Annotated in this window: 17 protein-coding genes; 14 read left to right on the top strand and 3 right to left on the bottom strand. The window is 45.4% G+C overall.

The genetic code is table 11. The features are described from left to right. Positions 1–325: 325 nt before the first annotated feature. From CX664_RS21445 to CX664_RS21410, 8 genes are all read left to right on the top strand, one after another. Positions 326–610, top strand: coding sequence for a hypothetical protein (locus CX664_RS21445; RefSeq protein WP_146000204.1), 285 nt, complete (start codon positions 326–328; stop codon positions 608–610). A gap of 5 nt (positions 611–615) precedes the next feature. After that, entirely contained in the window at positions 616–1,710 is a 1,095-nt protein-coding gene (locus tag CX664_RS21440; protein ID WP_101748699.1) for a hypothetical protein, read from the top strand. A gap of 303 nt (positions 1,711–2,013) precedes the next feature. After that, on the top strand, positions 2,014–2,607 hold the full coding sequence (locus CX664_RS21435; RefSeq protein WP_241693446.1) for a nucleotidyltransferase domain-containing protein: 594 nt from the start codon (positions 2,014–2,016) through the stop codon (positions 2,605–2,607). Beyond that, positions 2,604–2,969 carry a hypothetical protein gene (locus CX664_RS21430; RefSeq protein WP_241693445.1) on the top strand — a complete coding sequence of 122 codons (366 nt, stop codon included), beginning with the start codon at positions 2,604–2,606 and terminating at the stop codon, positions 2,967–2,969. The genes CX664_RS21435 and CX664_RS21430 overlap by 4 nt, the downstream gene beginning before the upstream one ends. 107 nt (positions 2,970–3,076) lie before the next feature. Then, positions 3,077–3,379 carry a type IV toxin-antitoxin system AbiEi family antitoxin domain-containing protein gene (locus CX664_RS21425; RefSeq protein WP_206679377.1) on the top strand — a complete coding sequence of 101 codons (303 nt, stop codon included), beginning with the start codon at positions 3,077–3,079 and terminating at the stop codon, positions 3,377–3,379. An 11-nt stretch (positions 3,380–3,390) separates the two neighbouring features. Next, entirely contained in the window at positions 3,391–3,675 is a 285-nt protein-coding gene (locus CX664_RS21420) for a nucleotidyl transferase AbiEii/AbiGii toxin family protein (RefSeq protein WP_101748696.1), read from the top strand. Between the two features lie 500 nt (positions 3,676–4,175). Beyond that, the gene (locus CX664_RS21415; protein ID WP_146000203.1) at positions 4,176–4,496 is read left to right on the top strand and encodes a winged helix-turn-helix domain-containing protein; all 321 of its coding nucleotides are present in this window, start codon (positions 4,176–4,178) and stop codon (positions 4,494–4,496) included. Next, positions 4,489–5,094: a hypothetical protein gene (locus CX664_RS21410; protein ID WP_101748694.1), complete on the top strand. Its 606-nt coding sequence runs from the start codon at positions 4,489–4,491 to the stop codon at positions 5,092–5,094. Before CX664_RS21415 ends, CX664_RS21410 begins: the two co-directional genes overlap by 8 nt. Before the next feature lie 38 nt (positions 5,095–5,132). Here the strand turns inward: CX664_RS21410 and CX664_RS21405 are convergent, their stop codons facing one another. Continuing rightward, on the bottom strand, positions 5,133–5,840 hold the full coding sequence (locus CX664_RS21405) for an F-box protein (protein ID WP_101748693.1): 708 nt from the start codon (positions 5,838–5,840) through the stop codon (positions 5,133–5,135). A gap of 352 nt (positions 5,841–6,192) precedes the next feature. Between CX664_RS21405 and CX664_RS21400 the strand changes: the two genes are divergently transcribed. From CX664_RS21400 to CX664_RS21385, 4 genes are all read left to right on the top strand, one after another. Further along, positions 6,193–7,785, top strand: coding sequence for a hypothetical protein (locus CX664_RS21400; RefSeq protein WP_101748692.1), 1,593 nt, complete (start codon positions 6,193–6,195; stop codon positions 7,783–7,785). An 84-nt stretch (positions 7,786–7,869) separates the two neighbouring features. Further along, a complete protein-coding gene (locus CX664_RS26640) occupies positions 7,870–8,625 on the top strand; it encodes a hypothetical protein (protein WP_174783936.1) in 756 nt (251 codons plus the stop codon). Then, complete coding sequence (locus CX664_RS25890) at positions 8,606–9,043, top strand: hypothetical protein (RefSeq protein ID WP_146000202.1); 438 nt, start codon at positions 8,606–8,608, stop codon at positions 9,041–9,043. Before CX664_RS26640 ends, CX664_RS25890 begins: the two co-directional genes overlap by 20 nt. Positions 9,044–9,632: 589 nt before the next feature. After that, positions 9,633–10,124 (top strand): hypothetical protein, encoded by a 492-nt coding sequence (locus CX664_RS21385; protein ID WP_101748690.1) that lies wholly within the window; start codon positions 9,633–9,635, stop codon positions 10,122–10,124. 113 nt (positions 10,125–10,237) lie between these two features. Here the strand turns inward: CX664_RS21385 and CX664_RS21380 are convergent, their stop codons facing one another. After that, positions 10,238–13,777, bottom strand: coding sequence for a DUF4518 domain-containing protein (locus CX664_RS21380; RefSeq protein ID WP_101748689.1), 3,540 nt, complete (start codon positions 13,775–13,777; stop codon positions 10,238–10,240). Next, a complete protein-coding gene (locus tag CX664_RS21375; RefSeq protein ID WP_146000201.1) occupies positions 13,752–14,438 on the bottom strand; it encodes a hypothetical protein in 687 nt (228 codons plus the stop codon). The genes CX664_RS21380 and CX664_RS21375 overlap by 26 nt, the downstream gene beginning before the upstream one ends. A gap of 674 nt (positions 14,439–15,112) precedes the next feature. Here CX664_RS21375 and cspE point away from each other — a divergent pair. Together cspE and CX664_RS21365 are read left to right on the top strand one after the other, a co-directional pair. Continuing rightward, positions 15,113–15,322, top strand: a complete 210-nt coding sequence (gene cspE / locus CX664_RS21370; RefSeq protein WP_101748687.1) for a transcription antiterminator/RNA stability regulator CspE — start codon at positions 15,113–15,115, stop codon at positions 15,320–15,322. 349 nt (positions 15,323–15,671) lie between these two features. After that, positions 15,672–16,190, top strand: a complete 519-nt coding sequence (locus CX664_RS21365) for a ProQ/FINO family protein (protein ID WP_180966579.1) — start codon at positions 15,672–15,674, stop codon at positions 16,188–16,190. The last annotated feature ends 162 nt before the right edge of the window (positions 16,191–16,352 follow it).

Genomic DNA, 16,352 nt, shown 5'->3' with positions numbered 1-16,352 from the left:
AGAGGTATCTGCGTGCATGAGTAAGCGCTCATAGCATTTGCCTTTCATGATTTCCAATCTACGTATAGCCTACACCTCCTATCAAGTTACTCCCTTCTATTTGTGTTAAAACCTATTATCCATCGTCGTCTATACTGCCTTGCTTGTTTGTCTGATGATTCTCAATGGATGTTCTTGCCATCCATGTTCAATGCCTCTCCCCAAAACTCATCAAAATCACCCTGTGACCAGGCTCATCAAGGAGGATCTTGTCATGATTAAGCTGGTTATGCGTTTTAGAAAAGTGATTAGGAATTTATATTCACTTGATTGCTGTGGAAAATCATTGCACAGACTCACTCACGGGCAGGTACTCAAACCCAAAATAGCGCACTATCATCAGGTCTGTTTTTGTTCAGGCTATGACCAGTTTCTGGATATGGAAAAGGGAATCCGGTTTGCCAGAGGTTTGGCTGAGTGGGCATATCCACAGACGCCGGATGGGGATTTTCCGAACCCATTTCCTGCAACAGCAGCTACTGTTATTGGGCAGGAGAGATCATTGGCTTTGCCAGATAATGTGGTCAGCCTTGATGAGGTGCGTAAGCGTAAGAAGGTGCAGAAGGCATAACAGTCATGAGTGAATACCAGTATTACGAGTTGGTGGCCGTTGACCGGCAGTTGTCCAAAGATGAGATGGGGTATCTTCGAGGGATTTCCAGCCGGGCACAGATATCGTCCACCCGGTTTTGTAACACCTATAACTACGGTGATTTAAAAGCCGACCCAAGGCAGTTACTGAGCAGGTTCTTTGATGCTTATGTTTATGTCTCCAATTTTGGCTGCAAAATTTTTGCAACCAAGGTGCCGCGAAATCTTCTGGATGAGTCGCTGCTGCTCCGGTATCTGGTGAATGATACTTGCAATTACACGAGGGTGGCCGGTCACTGGATTATTGAGTTTGCCTATGAAAATGAAGACTGCTACGACGATGAGTGGGATGAAGGTGATGGCTGGATGGGCAGCTTGCTGAACATTCGCAGTGAGCTGATGCACGGTGACAATCGTTCACTGTATCTGGCCTGGTTGTCTCAATTGGACTGGTTGGAACCGGATGCTTTGTCCCCCGCCATCCCACCCGGTCTGGATGATCTTTCTGCCAGCCAGAGTGCGTTGTGTGATTTTTTGAAACTGGATGCTCAACGGGTTGTGGCGTCGGCTCAGATCAAACCGGATTATGCCAATGCTCAGCCAGAAGCGCTGATCGATCAATATGTAATGCAGCTCCCGGAAACGGCTGCCAGAAACCAGCTGAGGGCATTGCTATTAGACGAAACCGGTACTGTACGAAGAGAACAGTTTGCCGCCCTGGTTGGTCAGGCTCAGGAGGTGCCCCGCAGCAGTTCGGTCACGGTTGGCCACCTGCTGGCTTCAGCCCGTGAGTTGCGGCAAAAAGCCCATGAAAAGGCCAGGGAACAGAAGTTGCGGCAACAACAGGAAAAGGCAGAAAGCGTGGCCGCCAATGAAGGGGCGTACTGGGGTCGAGTGGAAGAACTGTTTGAGAAAAGGGGCTCTTCTACCGTGTATTCTGAACTGTCCGCAAAGCTTGGTGACCTTCAACTCATGGCCAAAATGCAGAACAGGCAAACAGCCTATGACCAGAGGCTGGCAGAGCTGAAACAACGCTACGCAAAGAAAACCAGTCACTGGCAGTGGTTAAGGCGCCGGTAACCGGCCATGGCTTATGGTGAAGGTGAGCCTCCTGAGTTCAGAAACTGATGGTTGAATTTTCTTCTATGGAGTAATCAACTGTTGCAGCTTAAGAAAAAGCGGGCGCTGGTGTTGGATTTTACCGATGGCAAACGCTGGACGGTGCCCTGGTTGGTATTATTGGGTTGAGCAGGGATATCGCTTTTAATTTAAGTACGGTCAGGTCTCAATTTGATACTGAAAGGTATCAAATAAGGACCTTAAAAAGTCCTGTAATGAGACCTATAGTACCCAAAAAGAGACCATTAAAGGATGATTTCCCTCTTGACTACCATTGCTTCTGCTCTTTTCACGAAAACCCAGCAACGGCTGTTGTCCGTGCTTTATGGCAAGCCAGATACCTCTTTTTATCTGAATGAGTTGGTCCGGTTAGTGGGGACTGGCAAAGGTGCTGTGGTTCGTGAAGTAAAAAAAATGACCGAAGCAGGCTTACTGGTCACTTATCAACAGGGGAATCAGCAGCACTATCAAGCCAATCCTGGAAATCCGGTTTTTGAAGAATTAAGAGCAATTACGCGCAAAACTTTTGGCATACAAAATTTACTTACAGAGGTGTTGTCGCCTGTTTTACAACAGTGCGATATAGCTTTTGTGTATGGCTCTGTAGCAAAGGGAGTTGAACACGCCGATAGTGATATTGATGTATTACTGGTTGGTGAGGGACTAAGCTATGGTGATATTCTGGAACGGTTGGAGCCTGCAGAAAAGAAGCTTGGTCGAGTTATTAATCCCACTATTTTTTCTCCCGATGAGTTCCGGCAAAGAAAAGAATCACAGCAAAGCTTTGTGACACGGTTGATGGATCAACCTAAGATATGGCTCATTGATCAGGCAGTTGTTGATAAGGGCGAATCATGAAAGAGCTTGATAACCTGGTCAAAATACACAAATTGAAACTGGAAGCACCAGACGCGAAAGAGTTTGCAGGGATGATAAGAGCGGCAGAAACCAAGTTAAAAGATGCTGCTATTGTCGGGCTTTCAGTAGATAGTCAGTTTTCTCTGGCTTATAGTGCTGCTCATGCATTGTCACTTGCTGCACTTCGGTGGCATGGTTACCGCTCAGAAAGCCGGTACCTGGTTTTTCACTGTTTACAGCATACGGTGGGGCAAAATGGCGTGTATTGGATCAGTGCCATAGCCAACGCAATCTGGCTGAGTATGAGGGCTGCCTTAAGATTAATCCTCAGTTGCTTAAGAATTGGTTACGTTATCTCATGAACTTTTAGGTTTGGTTAAGCAGCTCCCTGCCATTGGCTGAAAATACCACTTGAGCCTTTTTGCGTGCCAAATATTTGGGTGAATGTCTCATACTGAGCACAACCATATTGGAAGAGATTGCTGATCTTCCTGATAAGTTCAGTTTTGAACATGCGGATGAACCGATGCAGGGATTGGTAAACCTGTCACCAGGAAAGCTGGATCAAGTGTTGAAAGCGTGCCTGAGTATAAAGGTAAAAAGGTTATTCCTCTGGCTTGCAGAGCGTCACCAATATCCGTGGTTCTTCCGCCTGAACCTGGACAATTATGAACTTGGTTCAGGAAAGCAGGTCATTGCTAAACATGGAGCGTTGGATCTGCAGTATTTAATTACTGTGCCGTTCCATATGAAGAATGAATCCAGACATTGAGAGAGTAGAGAATGGATCGATCGGGTTATTTCTATAAGCAGGTGCAGCTGCTCTTGCAGGTGTTGCCTTTCATTAGCAAGCACAGTTGCTTTGCCCTGAAGGGAGGAACAGCAATCAACTTGTTCGTTCGGAATCTTCCTCGGTTGTCCGTCGATATCGACCTGGTGTACCTCCCATTAAAAGAGCGTAGTGAGGCACTATCTGACATTAGAGAGACTCTGGGGGAGGTCAGTGCTGATCTTCAGACTACATTGCAAGGTATGAAGTGGAGTACATCAGCACATTTGCCCTGCTGAGAAGGCTTGAGGCCCGGTTTATTCTTCAACCGGCTGCTTGATATCCGTTTACGAATCTCCCTTCTTAAAACATTGGCTCAGTACACTGTCCGTTAATCATCTGACCATGGCAGGTTGGCTGTTTTGGGCAGAATAGAGCCGTGACAATATGAGCGCACATTGGGGAAGGAGAAATTTGAAAGCTACTTGTCAGGGACGTTGCAAAAACTGTTTAGTCGATTGAGGGGAGAGCTTTATGGTGAGGGTGAGTCTCCTGAGTTCAGGATGTGATTATAGTGGAAGGTTTTTTTCTGGAGTAATGACGACCAGTGAATAACAACACCCTGAAGTATGAGTGCGTAATAAACCAACATATCTATTAAATAAACCATATATTGGTTATTAAGGTAGAAATATTGGTTTATACTTGAACTATCATCTATACCTTACGAGCTTTATGAATGTTTGCCTTAAAGGGAGTGCTTCGCGCTGAAAGTCAGGAAAAGATACTGATATACCTGATGCTCAGAAACTCTGGTTACGGAAAGGGTATTGCCGAATTTTTTGGCCTTTCTCAAAACTCAGTACAAAAACAGCTGGTTAGAATGGAAGAGGATGGTGTCGTTGTCAGTCACTTAATTGGAAGGTTAAGAGAGTATCGCCTGAATCCCAGGTATGTCTTTCTGGCGACAATGAAAGAAATGGTGAAAGCCGCAATCCTACTATATCCGGAGGCAGTCATTCAGGAGCTGGTGATGAATCGCAATAAACCCAGGGCGATAGGAAAGCCGACAATAAGAGTCCGCTCAGGCAAAACAGAGGATAAGTCTGAACATGGTTGATTGTGAAGGTGTATCGATTGTTGATCTGGCTGGGATAGTCGCTGAGCACCTGCAGTCACATGGGATCAGGGTGGTGTTGGTTGGTGGCTTGGCTGTTGAGATATACAGCGAGAACCTTTATCTCACCAAAGATATCGATATGGTGAATGTTAGCCATGACCCGGTCGCCAGGATCATTCAGGCAATGGATGAAATAGGGTTCAAGAAACACGGGCGTTTTTATATTAATGACACGACACCAATCTGTGTTGAGTTTCCACCTGCACCTTTGGCAGTTGGAGATGAACTCATCCAAAAAACAACCATCGTTAAATGTGGCGACAGCAAAATTCCAATATTGCTGGCCGTCGATGTGGTAAAAGACCGGTTGACTGCTTATTTTCATTGGAATGATAAACCTTCTTTGGTCCAGGCGTTGGCAGTTATGGTCAAACACAGTATCAGGCCTGCTGAATTAACAGCATTTTGTGGAAAAGAGGGGCAGGCAGATGCGGCTCAGACCATCGAAAGATTGTATCAAATGGCAAAGGAGCAAAACGTTGAAAGCATGGAAGAATTACAGTCGATAGTATTACTTGATTTTATGAATCAAATATAAACATTTTTTGCCCAATACAATATGAGGCAATGATGACATCATTTATACTCGTGCTCAAGAATATGAGAGATGTGTATTGATAGCGGAGTGTTACTATGCACTATGGTTATTAGTTTCTTTACTTCCTGAAAACTTCTGCCCGAATAAATAGCTTCAACATTTACACTGGATGTATTTCCGTTAAATAAAACTTTGTTGGGGTTGTTTGCATTTGTATCTTCTTCAATACTGGAGGAGTGACGAGGTGCAATAAGAAAAACATGCCCATTTTCAAATAGTCCTGTATACATTGTGTATTTTTCATCTTGGTATTTAGTGGTTGAGTTACCCAGCTCCATAATTGCCAGGAAGCATTTAATGTCTACCCGTTCTGGATCTTTAACCAGTCCTGAGTGTTGGTCGTATGCATATCGTTTAAAAAAATGATCAAACTTTCCTGAATTGTAGATTGATTTTAAACTCTCATATTTGTTCGAATGTACTACTGTTTTCATATTTTTGAATTGAATTCGATGCCTTAAATTTTCGATAATCTTTTGATTAATAGAATTGTTGGCATTATGGCATGTCTGCTTGAGTCGGAGCGCGTCGGGCAGTGTCAGTTTATTTGCGATATGTTGAATAACCTCAACTGGCAAGCAGTTGAAATAGCCAGGTTGTAGCTGTTGGTCAGGTGTTGATTCTGCTAATTGCGGGGGAACACAGGGTGATAACCCTGTTTGATTACATGGAGCATCGAATGGCATAAGATAGTTCTTATATTTCCTTCTCTTCCACGTCCTAATAGAACCTGAGTTTGCGAAAAAGTTCCATCTGCGGGCGAGTGGGTGATGCAATGCAAAACCGGGAAATCCACACCGGCAACATGCTCTCAGGCAGCCTGATCTTTGGAAAAAACGGCAGTATCGAAGTGCTATGAGCTGTCCTGGACTGATAGTCAGCGGTTTCCTTTCCGTACATTTGACGCTCTACTAAATGAACTTTTCATCCCCCCTACTGTCAAAAAGAATATAAATTATATTTTTTATTTCTGTTTTTTGTTATCCGGGGGGTGCAATACGCACTGAATCAAAAAAAGAGCAACCACCATTATTGCCTATGTTTTCAACGACAATTTCGACGAATGTTCCAGCCGCCGACAGTAGCAGACCTTTTGAGGCCGAGCATGCCGTTCAGCGTCGGTATTTCAACCGGGATATCAGCCAAATACTGGGCCTTCCTCCGGTAGTCAACAATACCAGACTCATTGGTATGGAGTATGAGTCCAACAACGTCACAGTCACAGCTCCTGGCATTGCCCTCAGAAAAGGCACAGTACTTGCGGAAACTCTGGGATGTCACTTTGGCTACCCATTAATGAGTCTGACCATTGATCAAACGGGTGGGGAGCAAATACTGGCAATACTGGAGACGGTGCTGGCACCGCTGTCATCGGAGACGCTGGTCAAACTGCGTTTATGTGAGCTGGTAGAGAAACTGTTTGAGATGCTGGCAACCATCCCCTCAGAGACCGGCATGGCGCTGGAAGAACTGATCCAGCAATACAATCGATGGCTGGAAAGCCTTGATGGGTTTGACGAACGTACCTGTGCTCTTTTGCAATTAGCGACAGTCCATGAGCCGACCTCCCTCAGACACGACCAGGGTATTAACTATGGGCTGCTAAATCAAGCGGAGGTCAGCACCTCGACCGGCAAAGGACCTCTGACATTAATAAAGATACCGGATCGGGAGGCAGGTTGGGACTATTACAAACAGACCAGCTTTTTTGTAGAATTTAAAAATATCAGACAATTTGCGAATATCCCCCAGCAAACGGAACTCTATTCACTGCTTGATGCAGCCGGTTGGTGTGAAGCAAAAGAGATCGCTACCGCTCTGTTGAGGGAGTTCGGAATAAAAACGGAACATGAAAACACACTGCCTGTTTTTATGCACTGGTCGTACAACTGTCTGAAAATAATTAACTATGGTTTTACGACCAGAACGCGTGGTGGTCAAAGAGTTATCCGCCATGTGTCTTTGTGCATCAGAGCTGGCCAGCTTCAGGAGGTGTTTCAACTGCTATCAGATGAGACCGTTAACGAGTTGGTCACAAGCATTAATAGAGATCGGGAGAATGACCTGTACAAGGTCATAATACTGATATTTCTGGACTATGGTGGCTGGAAAGAATTTCCTGGAAAACGCACCGCCTATGAAAAGTTGGAGCAATGGCTGTTTCACGAAGTCCGGGAACTGTTTAAAGTCCTCAAAATAAGGCAACAGCACGGTAAACAGCACGTGTATAGCCCTTTTTTATCAACTCCTTATATTGTCACCAGAGATAATGAAAAACTGATATTGCCTGATCCGGGCAAGGCAGCTAGTTACTTGCGAGATTTTGTTCTGCCCAAGCGCAATGACAAATATTATTTCCTCTATGAATTAACAACAATTAAGGATGCCAGTTATTGCGTTATCGAGTTCAGATTGCATCAGGGCAACTGTGGGGAGTTAAGTGTTTTTGATCTTCCATTCAATCATCCGGAAAGAACCTTTGACCCATTACATCTCACCGAAAATGAACAACAGATGATGGATATTCTGTTTGAAAACACAGCGGTGCAAACCTTAGACGATATCATGTGGCTCCAGAACCTTCGGTCTTTGCTTGAATCTCTACCCGATCTGGATACTGGACAGATATAAAATTCAAGCTAGCCTCAGTGGGTATGTACTCAAAAACTAATACTTTGAGGAAAATACTGTTTCTACAGTCTACCTTTCAGGCTCATGAACACATCGTTTGATAACCTTTCTACTGAAGAATCCGTGATTGCTCCGGATTCCATTCCAGAAGGTTCTATTCGTCATGGGCGAGATGCCTTTTATGTGCAGGAGTTGGAGCTTCACTCCGAAGCTATCTGTTACCCGCAAACAGACGACACCGGGTCGAGACATCAAGGACAAAACGGTTACTGCACTGTCATAACCAATGAGTTGCTTACCTGGTTCAGTACCATTGGGAGCAAAAGCCGGGGAAATTTCCAGACATTACTGCCTCTTCATAACAACCTCAGCGAAAGTCAGATAAGAGAACACGTCAAACGGCGTAAAATCAGCGGTGTCACCAAAAGTGAGGACGGCCGACGGAGCAGGGACACCTTTGCAAGCCTCAAGAAAACGTGCCGACAATATGGGCTTGCATTCTGGCTCTATTTAACAGACAGGCTTACAGGTAGCGGAAAATTCCCGGGATTGGCTCAGAAAATTTTTATAGGTAATAGAGAGTATACTCGTCAGGAACTTTCTGAGATATCAACTAAAGAGCTTAATCTGCTTCTCAAGAAAGAAAATAGCAAGGAAGTTAAAAGTTTCGTGAGATATATTAGAAGAGCGGAAAAAAACAGGCGTCATCAAGCAGGGTATAGAAAAGGGGTAATGGCTAATAAACAAGCTGTTGCCAATGAAGTGAAAATGTTGAAGTCTGAAAAAAAGCAGGCTGGAGTTAGAGAAGAAGTCTCTAATAATGGGAAAAAACAAGCTTGAGTTAGAGAACAGGGCTATTGTAGCGTTAAAAAACAGGTTGGAGTTAGAAAACAGATTTCTAATAACGGAAAACAACAGGTTGGAGATAGAGGTCAGGTCTCAAATGGCGGAAAAAAAATATCTGGAAACAATATCAAGCTATCATGCAGGGGATTGCTGTTCAACCAGGGGAAAGGTTTACTCAATAACTGTTCAACCAGGGAACAGGCCTCACCGACAGGTAAATAAACATAAGTGTATATCTGGCAAGGTAACAAATGATGCAACCAAACCCAATGCACTACCAACAATATCAGACAACTCAGGATCTATATCCGGCATTCCGGGGAGTTGTTGTAGAGCCGCAAATTCAACCATATGGACAGGGCAGAATGAAAAGCATGTATGTTTATGCAATAACAGGCCAGTTATTTCTTGAGACAGCACCACTTGAAAAACCATGGGCGGACCACTATGCAATATATTGTCAAGCCAGAGGTGAGGCTGACTGTGCCAAACATGCCCCTATTCGGCAGGAGGAGCTGTCAGCAGAAAGGTATCCCTACAGGTGTAGTTTGTGTCAACGTAAATCAGCCAGTCTCAAAGGCCTCAAACTTCATTTACACCGCTACCACAATGAACTGTCTTTTATAGAGCGCAGAGGCATAGTACACAGGTCATTGGGAGACGGGTCTATGGCATAAACATCACTGTGTTGGTTAACGCTTAGGGAAGTTAAGTAGTTAACCAAATGAAATCGTATTTTCTGACTAAGTGGGCAGTCACTCTGCGGCGTTACAACTACGGTCACATAGCTACGGCTATGCTCCCTACGTTGTGCCTTGCATAGTAACTGCCCACTTAGCCAGAAATATACGATTCCATTTGGCCAACTACTTAATGCTAACAATGAGTATCGACCCATTCTGGCTTCAATGATCTAATGTATGATTTCTGACTGTTCATCTGCACAAAATCAAAGCAGAAATATGAATGCACCTCTAAGGAATAGGCTTGAGGAGCAGAGCATGGATATTCTTGCCAATATTAACCAGGCAGAATGTAAAGCCAATTGTGGGTTTGTTGCTATGAGGGTCTTTCATTACCTGGAGAATAAAACATTTCAGCCCATTCTTTGTGATGAATTTACTGCACCAGCACCACTATCAACACTGACTGTCTATGGCAAACTTGATGACATCTACTTGGGAAAAAAAACACTGAAACTGGAGTTGTTTGAAGGAGAGCACGATGATCTGATATTTTCATGTGAGCAGAAGTTACTTGAGATGAAGCCAAATGAACACGCCATTGTCAGTTTTTCATATCAAGTGTCTGGTGAGGAAAAAGGGCATTTTTTCAATATTTACCGGAACAAGTCCACCTACAAAATCATTGACGCTATTAGCGCCAAGGCCTTTGATAGATATGCCATTTGCAAGAATTTGAGTGAATACTTTCATATTAAACTACCTCGGGTTGGTGCTGATACATTGACAAAAATACAGCTTATACACTGACCGCATGAATTATATAGTATTGCATAAGCTCATTCTGAAAATGGCTGCATTTTACAGGATTAAGTGCTAATTTACGGATAGCATTTTGGAGTAACTGTTGTGTGTGCCAGATCTTATGCCGAATGCATCATCACAAGCAGCGATTTGATAAAATTCTTCTTTTTGATTTCATAATCACTCACATACTGATTGGTCGACAGCCAGTTGTTAATTCTGTGCTCGAAACCACTACGGCAAACATGGCCAGCCAATTTTTTTTGAAGAAGTGCTGTAAGCGTGTGCAGGCGTTGTTGTTGTACTTGACGATATTCAGGCAGACAGTCAGGTTTTCCGGGTTTGCCTTCTGAGTGCAGATCGATAAACTGCCTGGCTTTATTCAGGGTAAGCAGAGAGCGAATAAGCAAGCCATAAATACGCTCCTCGATATTTTGGGGGTCGTTAAAAAGAATGGTTCGTGGCAGGTCAAATACTGCCCCTCTTTGTAGTTGCCTGGTCAGCGGATCCAGGTTTTCAGCGAGGTATTCCAGCGTATCGTTCATTAACTTTGTTTCATCAGCAAACGACAAACACAGTACCGGCCTCGCAACACCAGGAACGCGGACGGCCAATGGTGCGGTATTGTCATGGGTTAATCGGGCGTCAACACTGACCTGAAGCCCCATGGCTTTCATACACAGATCCGCGTCCCTAAGATGAATATTGTAGGTTTTTGGTAGTTTAATCTCCGGACACCCCGGGAGTTGCCAGATGGTGATGCTTTTGGGAATGTCTGAGTCTGTGGTGTTCAGTGCCTCTAGCTTTGCAAAGAGTATTCTGGCGGGCTCTTCTGTTGTGCAGATAATATCAATATCATTAAATAATGAGCAGTGGTCCTGTAAAAATCGCGCATAAGAACCGGTAATCAGAATGGGGGTATTGCTATAAGAAACATTGATTTCCTGAATAATCTCCAGTGTTTTCAGTGTTAGCGCAGTTAACCGCAGAGCCGGATTTTCCGGGAAATCCGGTCTGCCAGTTGTTGTCCATTGCTTCAGATTTTGCGCCCCATTGGTGGTAATGCCCTGAGTGGCGAATGTATGGCCTGTTTCACCCCGGTATTTCGTTGCTCGGCCAGCGTTCTCTACATTGGGAATCAGGTCGGGGAGGTTATCTCTATGCCGATGTCCGGTGATATTTACACAATGGGCTTCGTAGCTGTATTGTTCAAACCAGAAGCCTAGATCATGGCGCAGTTTGCTTCCTTCCGGAAAACTCTGAAGACAGCCAAGTACCTGATCCTTATGGACTTTCAGTCCATCAATAGACTGCCTCGTGATATAGCAGTGTGCCAGGAAAAAGAAATGTACGCGTGAATTCTGAAATGAGTTCCTCAGTTTTTTGATGGATTGCAACACCTGTTCTGCTGACACTTCCTGATGATCGATAGTCAATTCATTCTGCATAGCCATGAATTTCAGGATACATTGCAGCCGGTGTTGCTCATCTTTGAGCGATACGTTGTTTAATAGTTGCCAGGCTGTTTGAATGATATCCTGAGCTTCGCTGGTTTCATCATATCCCTGAGATTGGTTCAGCCTTTGAATCAGATACATCACTTGTCGTGAAGAATGATCACCAGGTACTTCATTAAACGCTTCTAACACTTTCTGGTTATCCAGATAGTTGCCATTCAACTCTCTGGCATGCAATGCCAGTAGAGAATAAAAAATAGCTCTTTCGAGCAACCAGCCACCGCGTTCATAATCCTTAACCACTGCTTCCGGTGTGACCTGCTGGCCATTCAATGGCAGCCCCTTCAGGCAACATTCTTCTTTGAAGCGTGCGATCTCAAGTGTCGCTTTGGCCGTCTGAAAATTCTTATACACCTCATCCGGGGTAACCAGCTGGCCATTCAGTACCAGTTTCCTCAGGCAGCATTCCTGCTTAAAGCGCGCTATTCCCAGCCTGCCTTCTGAACTATTCGGGAAAGCCTTAACCACAGCATCTGCTGTCACCTGCTGGCCATTCAGTACCAGTCTCTTCAGGCAGCATTCCTGCATAAAGCGCGCTATTCCGAGCCTGCCTTCTGTCGTATCCGGGAAAGCCTTAATCACTGCTTCCGGTGTCGCCTTCTGGCCATTTAACGCCAGGCCTATCAGGCAACATTCTTCCTTAAAGCGTGCTATTCCCAGTTTGCCTTCCGGGCTATCCGGGAAATCCTTAACCACCGAACCCGGTCTGACCTGCTGGCCATTCACCAGCAGCCCTCTCAGGCAACATTGTACCCTGAAGATTGCTCTGCCCAATGTGCCTTCGAGACTGTCCGGGAAAACCGTGATCACCGCATCCGGTGCAACCTGCTGGCCGTTTAACTCCAGGCCCCTCAGGCAGCATTCCGCTTTGAACCGGGCGAGCTCCAGAGTTGCGCCGATTGCCTGATAACCCCTAACCACCTCATCCGGTGTGATCTGCTGGCCGTTCAATAACAGGCCCCTCAGGCAACATTCCGCTTTGAAACGGGACAGCTCCAGTGTGGTTCCGGCTTTCTGAAAATCTTCAACCACCGCCTCCGGTGTGACCTTCTGGCCATTCAACGCCAGGCCTCTCAGGCAACATTCTTCCTTAAAACGTACCAGTACCAATGTTGCATTGGCTACCTGACAATCCTTAACCACCGCATCCGGTGAGACCTGCTGGCCACTCAACGACAAGCCCTTCAGGCAACAATCCGCTTTGAAGCGTGCCAGCTCCAGGTAGGCTCCGGCTGACTGATATTCCCTGACCACCGTAGCTGGTGTGACTAGCTGGCCATTGAGTGGCAGCCCTCTGATGCAGCATTGTTCAATAAAGCGACCCAGCTCAAGTGTTGCTTTGGTGGCCTGATAACCCTTAACTACCGTATCCGGTGTGACCTGACGACCATTCAATAACTTGCCCATCAGGCAGCATTGTTCCTTAAACCGGGCCATCCCCAATTTGCCCTCCGGACTATCCGGGAAATGCTCAACCACATCGTCCGTTGTGACCAGCTGGTTATTCAACAGCAATCCCCTGAGGCAACATTCTGCCTTAAAGCGCGCCAGCTCCAGTGTTGCCTTGACTGCCTTAAAATCATTAATCACCGCATCCGGTGAGACCTGTCGTTCATTTAACAACAGGCCCCTCAGGCAACATTCTGCTTTGAAGCGAATTATCGCTAATTTGCATTTCTTGTCACCATCTGGTTTCCGGTTGAATTCCTGAATGACCTGGTCCGGGGACACTTTTCTATTGCCGTGTAGAATGTTCTGTAAGCAGAGTTTTTGCAGAAAGAAGCCACCTCTGAGAGACGTTCTATCATTTCTATAGGTGCCAAGCACAGCGGCCGAGGAGATTTGACGTCCCTTTAATGGGTTTTTATCCCAAAAGGCGTCCTCAACACGTTTGCCTACATCCAGGATGGGGGCTCTACCTCTATAAGACGGATGGTTTGAGACTCTTTTACCGTTAAATGTGCTTCTTGAGCGATCAGGAATGCCCCTTGAACCCGCTTGCCGGGCAACATGGCCAGCAGGCTTTGGGCGGGAGTAGGTTGATGCGGTTGCTTTCAGAATAAAACCCTGTCTGGACAGTTCATGTTGAGAAGGTGAATTCGGTACAAATATTCCTTCAGTAAGTGGAATTAACAGTGGCAAGAGGCAGCACTGATGATAATTCTGCTCTTTTTGCCTTAGCTGCCAACTCTCCTTTCTCCCTGGCCAATTTTTCGCTAAAGCCTTTTCTTATGGCAGATTTATAGGCGTTTGATCTGGCATTTCTGATGGCTCTGTATGCCTTGGCTTTATCGGATGCTTTGTATTTGGCCATGGACTCTTTACGTGTATCGGATAAGTAGTACCTGGCCTGGCTCGCCCGGCCTTTAGCGGATGAAGCGTATCTGGCTTTGGACGCCTTGCCTTTTTCGGATCTTAAGTATCTGGCTCTCCTCAACTTGGCTTTTTCGGATGCGACGTATTTGGCCTGGTTTTTGGTTTTGTTCGTCTTGCGTTTTTCAGAAGCACTTGCCACTTCAGGCGCAGGTGGCTGAGGTTCATCAGAACTGGAAGATTCAGTGCCTGTAAATCCAGAAGTTACGGTATGCCCTGGCTGTTGTGTGTTTTTATTCAATGGGCGAACTACAGCAACCGGACGGGGTGGTGGCTGAGAAAAATGAGCTGATGCATTTTCAGCAAATGGTAAATGAGAAATTGAAAAATCATTCAGTGACCGTGGAGAAGGTGGCTCCTGGTTTGTGACTTCCTGATTGAAATATTCGTCAAGAGGTGAGTCATGTCTGTGTACAGAATAACCAGCCATGCATGGCGATGAGCTGAAAATGTCGTTTAGTGTTAAAAATTCATCTGGAAAACCCTGTAAATTGGCATAAAAAAGATCAGGATCCAGGTTCAGATTGAGTGTGTTCATTAGAATTATTGAACTATTGAATTACAGCCAAAGACCACTGATTCTTATAAAAGTTCCCCCATTCAGCATTGGTCGTTGACTCGATGAAACTGACACCGATGCAGCCGGTGTAAAAAAACACGCCTTGAAATGCCCTGTTTTCCCTCTCCAAAGTGACCATTAATGACCTCGGATAACTGATGGTTTTACGTACTCATTGACCTTTCTAAGGGAGCTCCTGTTAAGGGACAACAGGTTCTATCACTCGCTGTCCAGAGCAGCGACTACTGATGTGCTGTAGAGTTCCATTCTGTACCTGAAATTCCTTAGGTGTACGCTACGACTACTCACTTCTGTCAGGCTCATGGAGGCATGAATTATTTCAAGATAAGGTAATCACTGATGAGTTTTCTGACGAGAGTCTGTATGATAGGGACCGTTAAAAGTGATATTAGTTTTTTTATGAAAAGATTTGATGTTCCGAGCGTAGTCTCTCTGCATATCCTTCATAAACAAAAATAAAACTTCTAGCTAAACGGCTTTGTCCGCAAAGTCACCCTATAGTGTTTGAATATCAGGATATGAGTATGTCTACCTCTACAGGAACCGTTAAGTGGTTTAATGACGAGAAAGGTTTCGGTTTTATCAGCCAGGAAAACGGTGGACCTGACGTGTTTGCCCACTTCCGTCAGATTGCTACCGAAGGCTTCAAAACCCTGACTGAAGGCCAGCGCGTTGAGTTTCGTGTTACTCAGGGCCAGAAAGGTCTACAGGCTGAAGATATCCGTCCTCTGTAAAACTCAGTTTTCATTTGGGCGATCCATAAAAAGGCAGTGCTTTACGGTACTGCCTTTTTTATTGCCTGCCACAAAGGGGGCGGGAAGAGCCGGTTATGCCCCTTCTGATTCAGTTACTTGCTCAACATTCGTCTGGCGTCGCCCAAAATGACCTGTTCTTCAGTACTCGTCTTATGATTGGTACGGTTTGTTGATAAATTACGCTTTTATGGCGGGGCTGAATCCGTCATTATAGTGCTCCCGCTGGCTCAGGCTGGTTTGGTGTTGGTTTTCAAGGGCGTCTCAGGGGAGTGGTGGCACTGCTTATTATTTTCCCGGGATGCCGAGTGTTATTTGGGCAAGGCAGTCGATGACAGCAGAAGACAGTAATATTTCTGACCAGGGCATCCAGAAGCAGGAACAGCAGTTGGCCTCTGAACAGGATGTTTCCGGTTCCCCTATGAATCAAGCGCTTCCGGAAGAGGCCAGGAAAATTCTTGAGAGGCTGCATAACCGGCCTGAAAGCGATGTAATGAACTCTGAGGCGCTGCGTCTGGTGCGAATTATCTGGCCCGGTGCCTTCAATGTTTCGGATCCAAGGCCCCTTAAGATTGGTATCCACAAGGAGATGGCAGAGGCAAACCTGCTGCCTGCACACATTATTCCGGTTGCATTGCGGTTTTTTACGTCCATGGAACGCTACCTTGAGAAGATAAAGTCCGGAGCTACCCGGATTAACCTAGAGGGGCAGGCAGCAGGTCGGGTGAAACTTCGCGAAGCAGTGGATGCAGAAATCAAGCTTTATACCCAGAGCAGTGATTTTGTCATAACACGGGATAGGGTCATTATTAAGAAGATTCGTTTATTGTCCGTGAATAAACAGACTTGAACGGATGCCAGTAGGCCGGTCTGATCATTTTTTAATCAAACTGTCCGGGTGGCCTGAATTGACAGGTGTTTGTGAACTATCCCGAGTGTTGTCACAAGTTTATCCACAAAAGCTGTGGATAAACTAAGTAGCTGGCCATATGGAATCATATATTTCTGGCTA

Origin of the sequence: Endozoicomonas acroporae (genome assembly GCF_002864045.1) — a bacterium.
GTDB lineage: Bacteria > Pseudomonadota > Gammaproteobacteria > Pseudomonadales > Endozoicomonadaceae > Endozoicomonas > Endozoicomonas acroporae.
The sequence above is the reverse complement of the archived record's forward strand: the minus strand, read 5'-3'. Positions and strand labels throughout refer to the sequence as shown.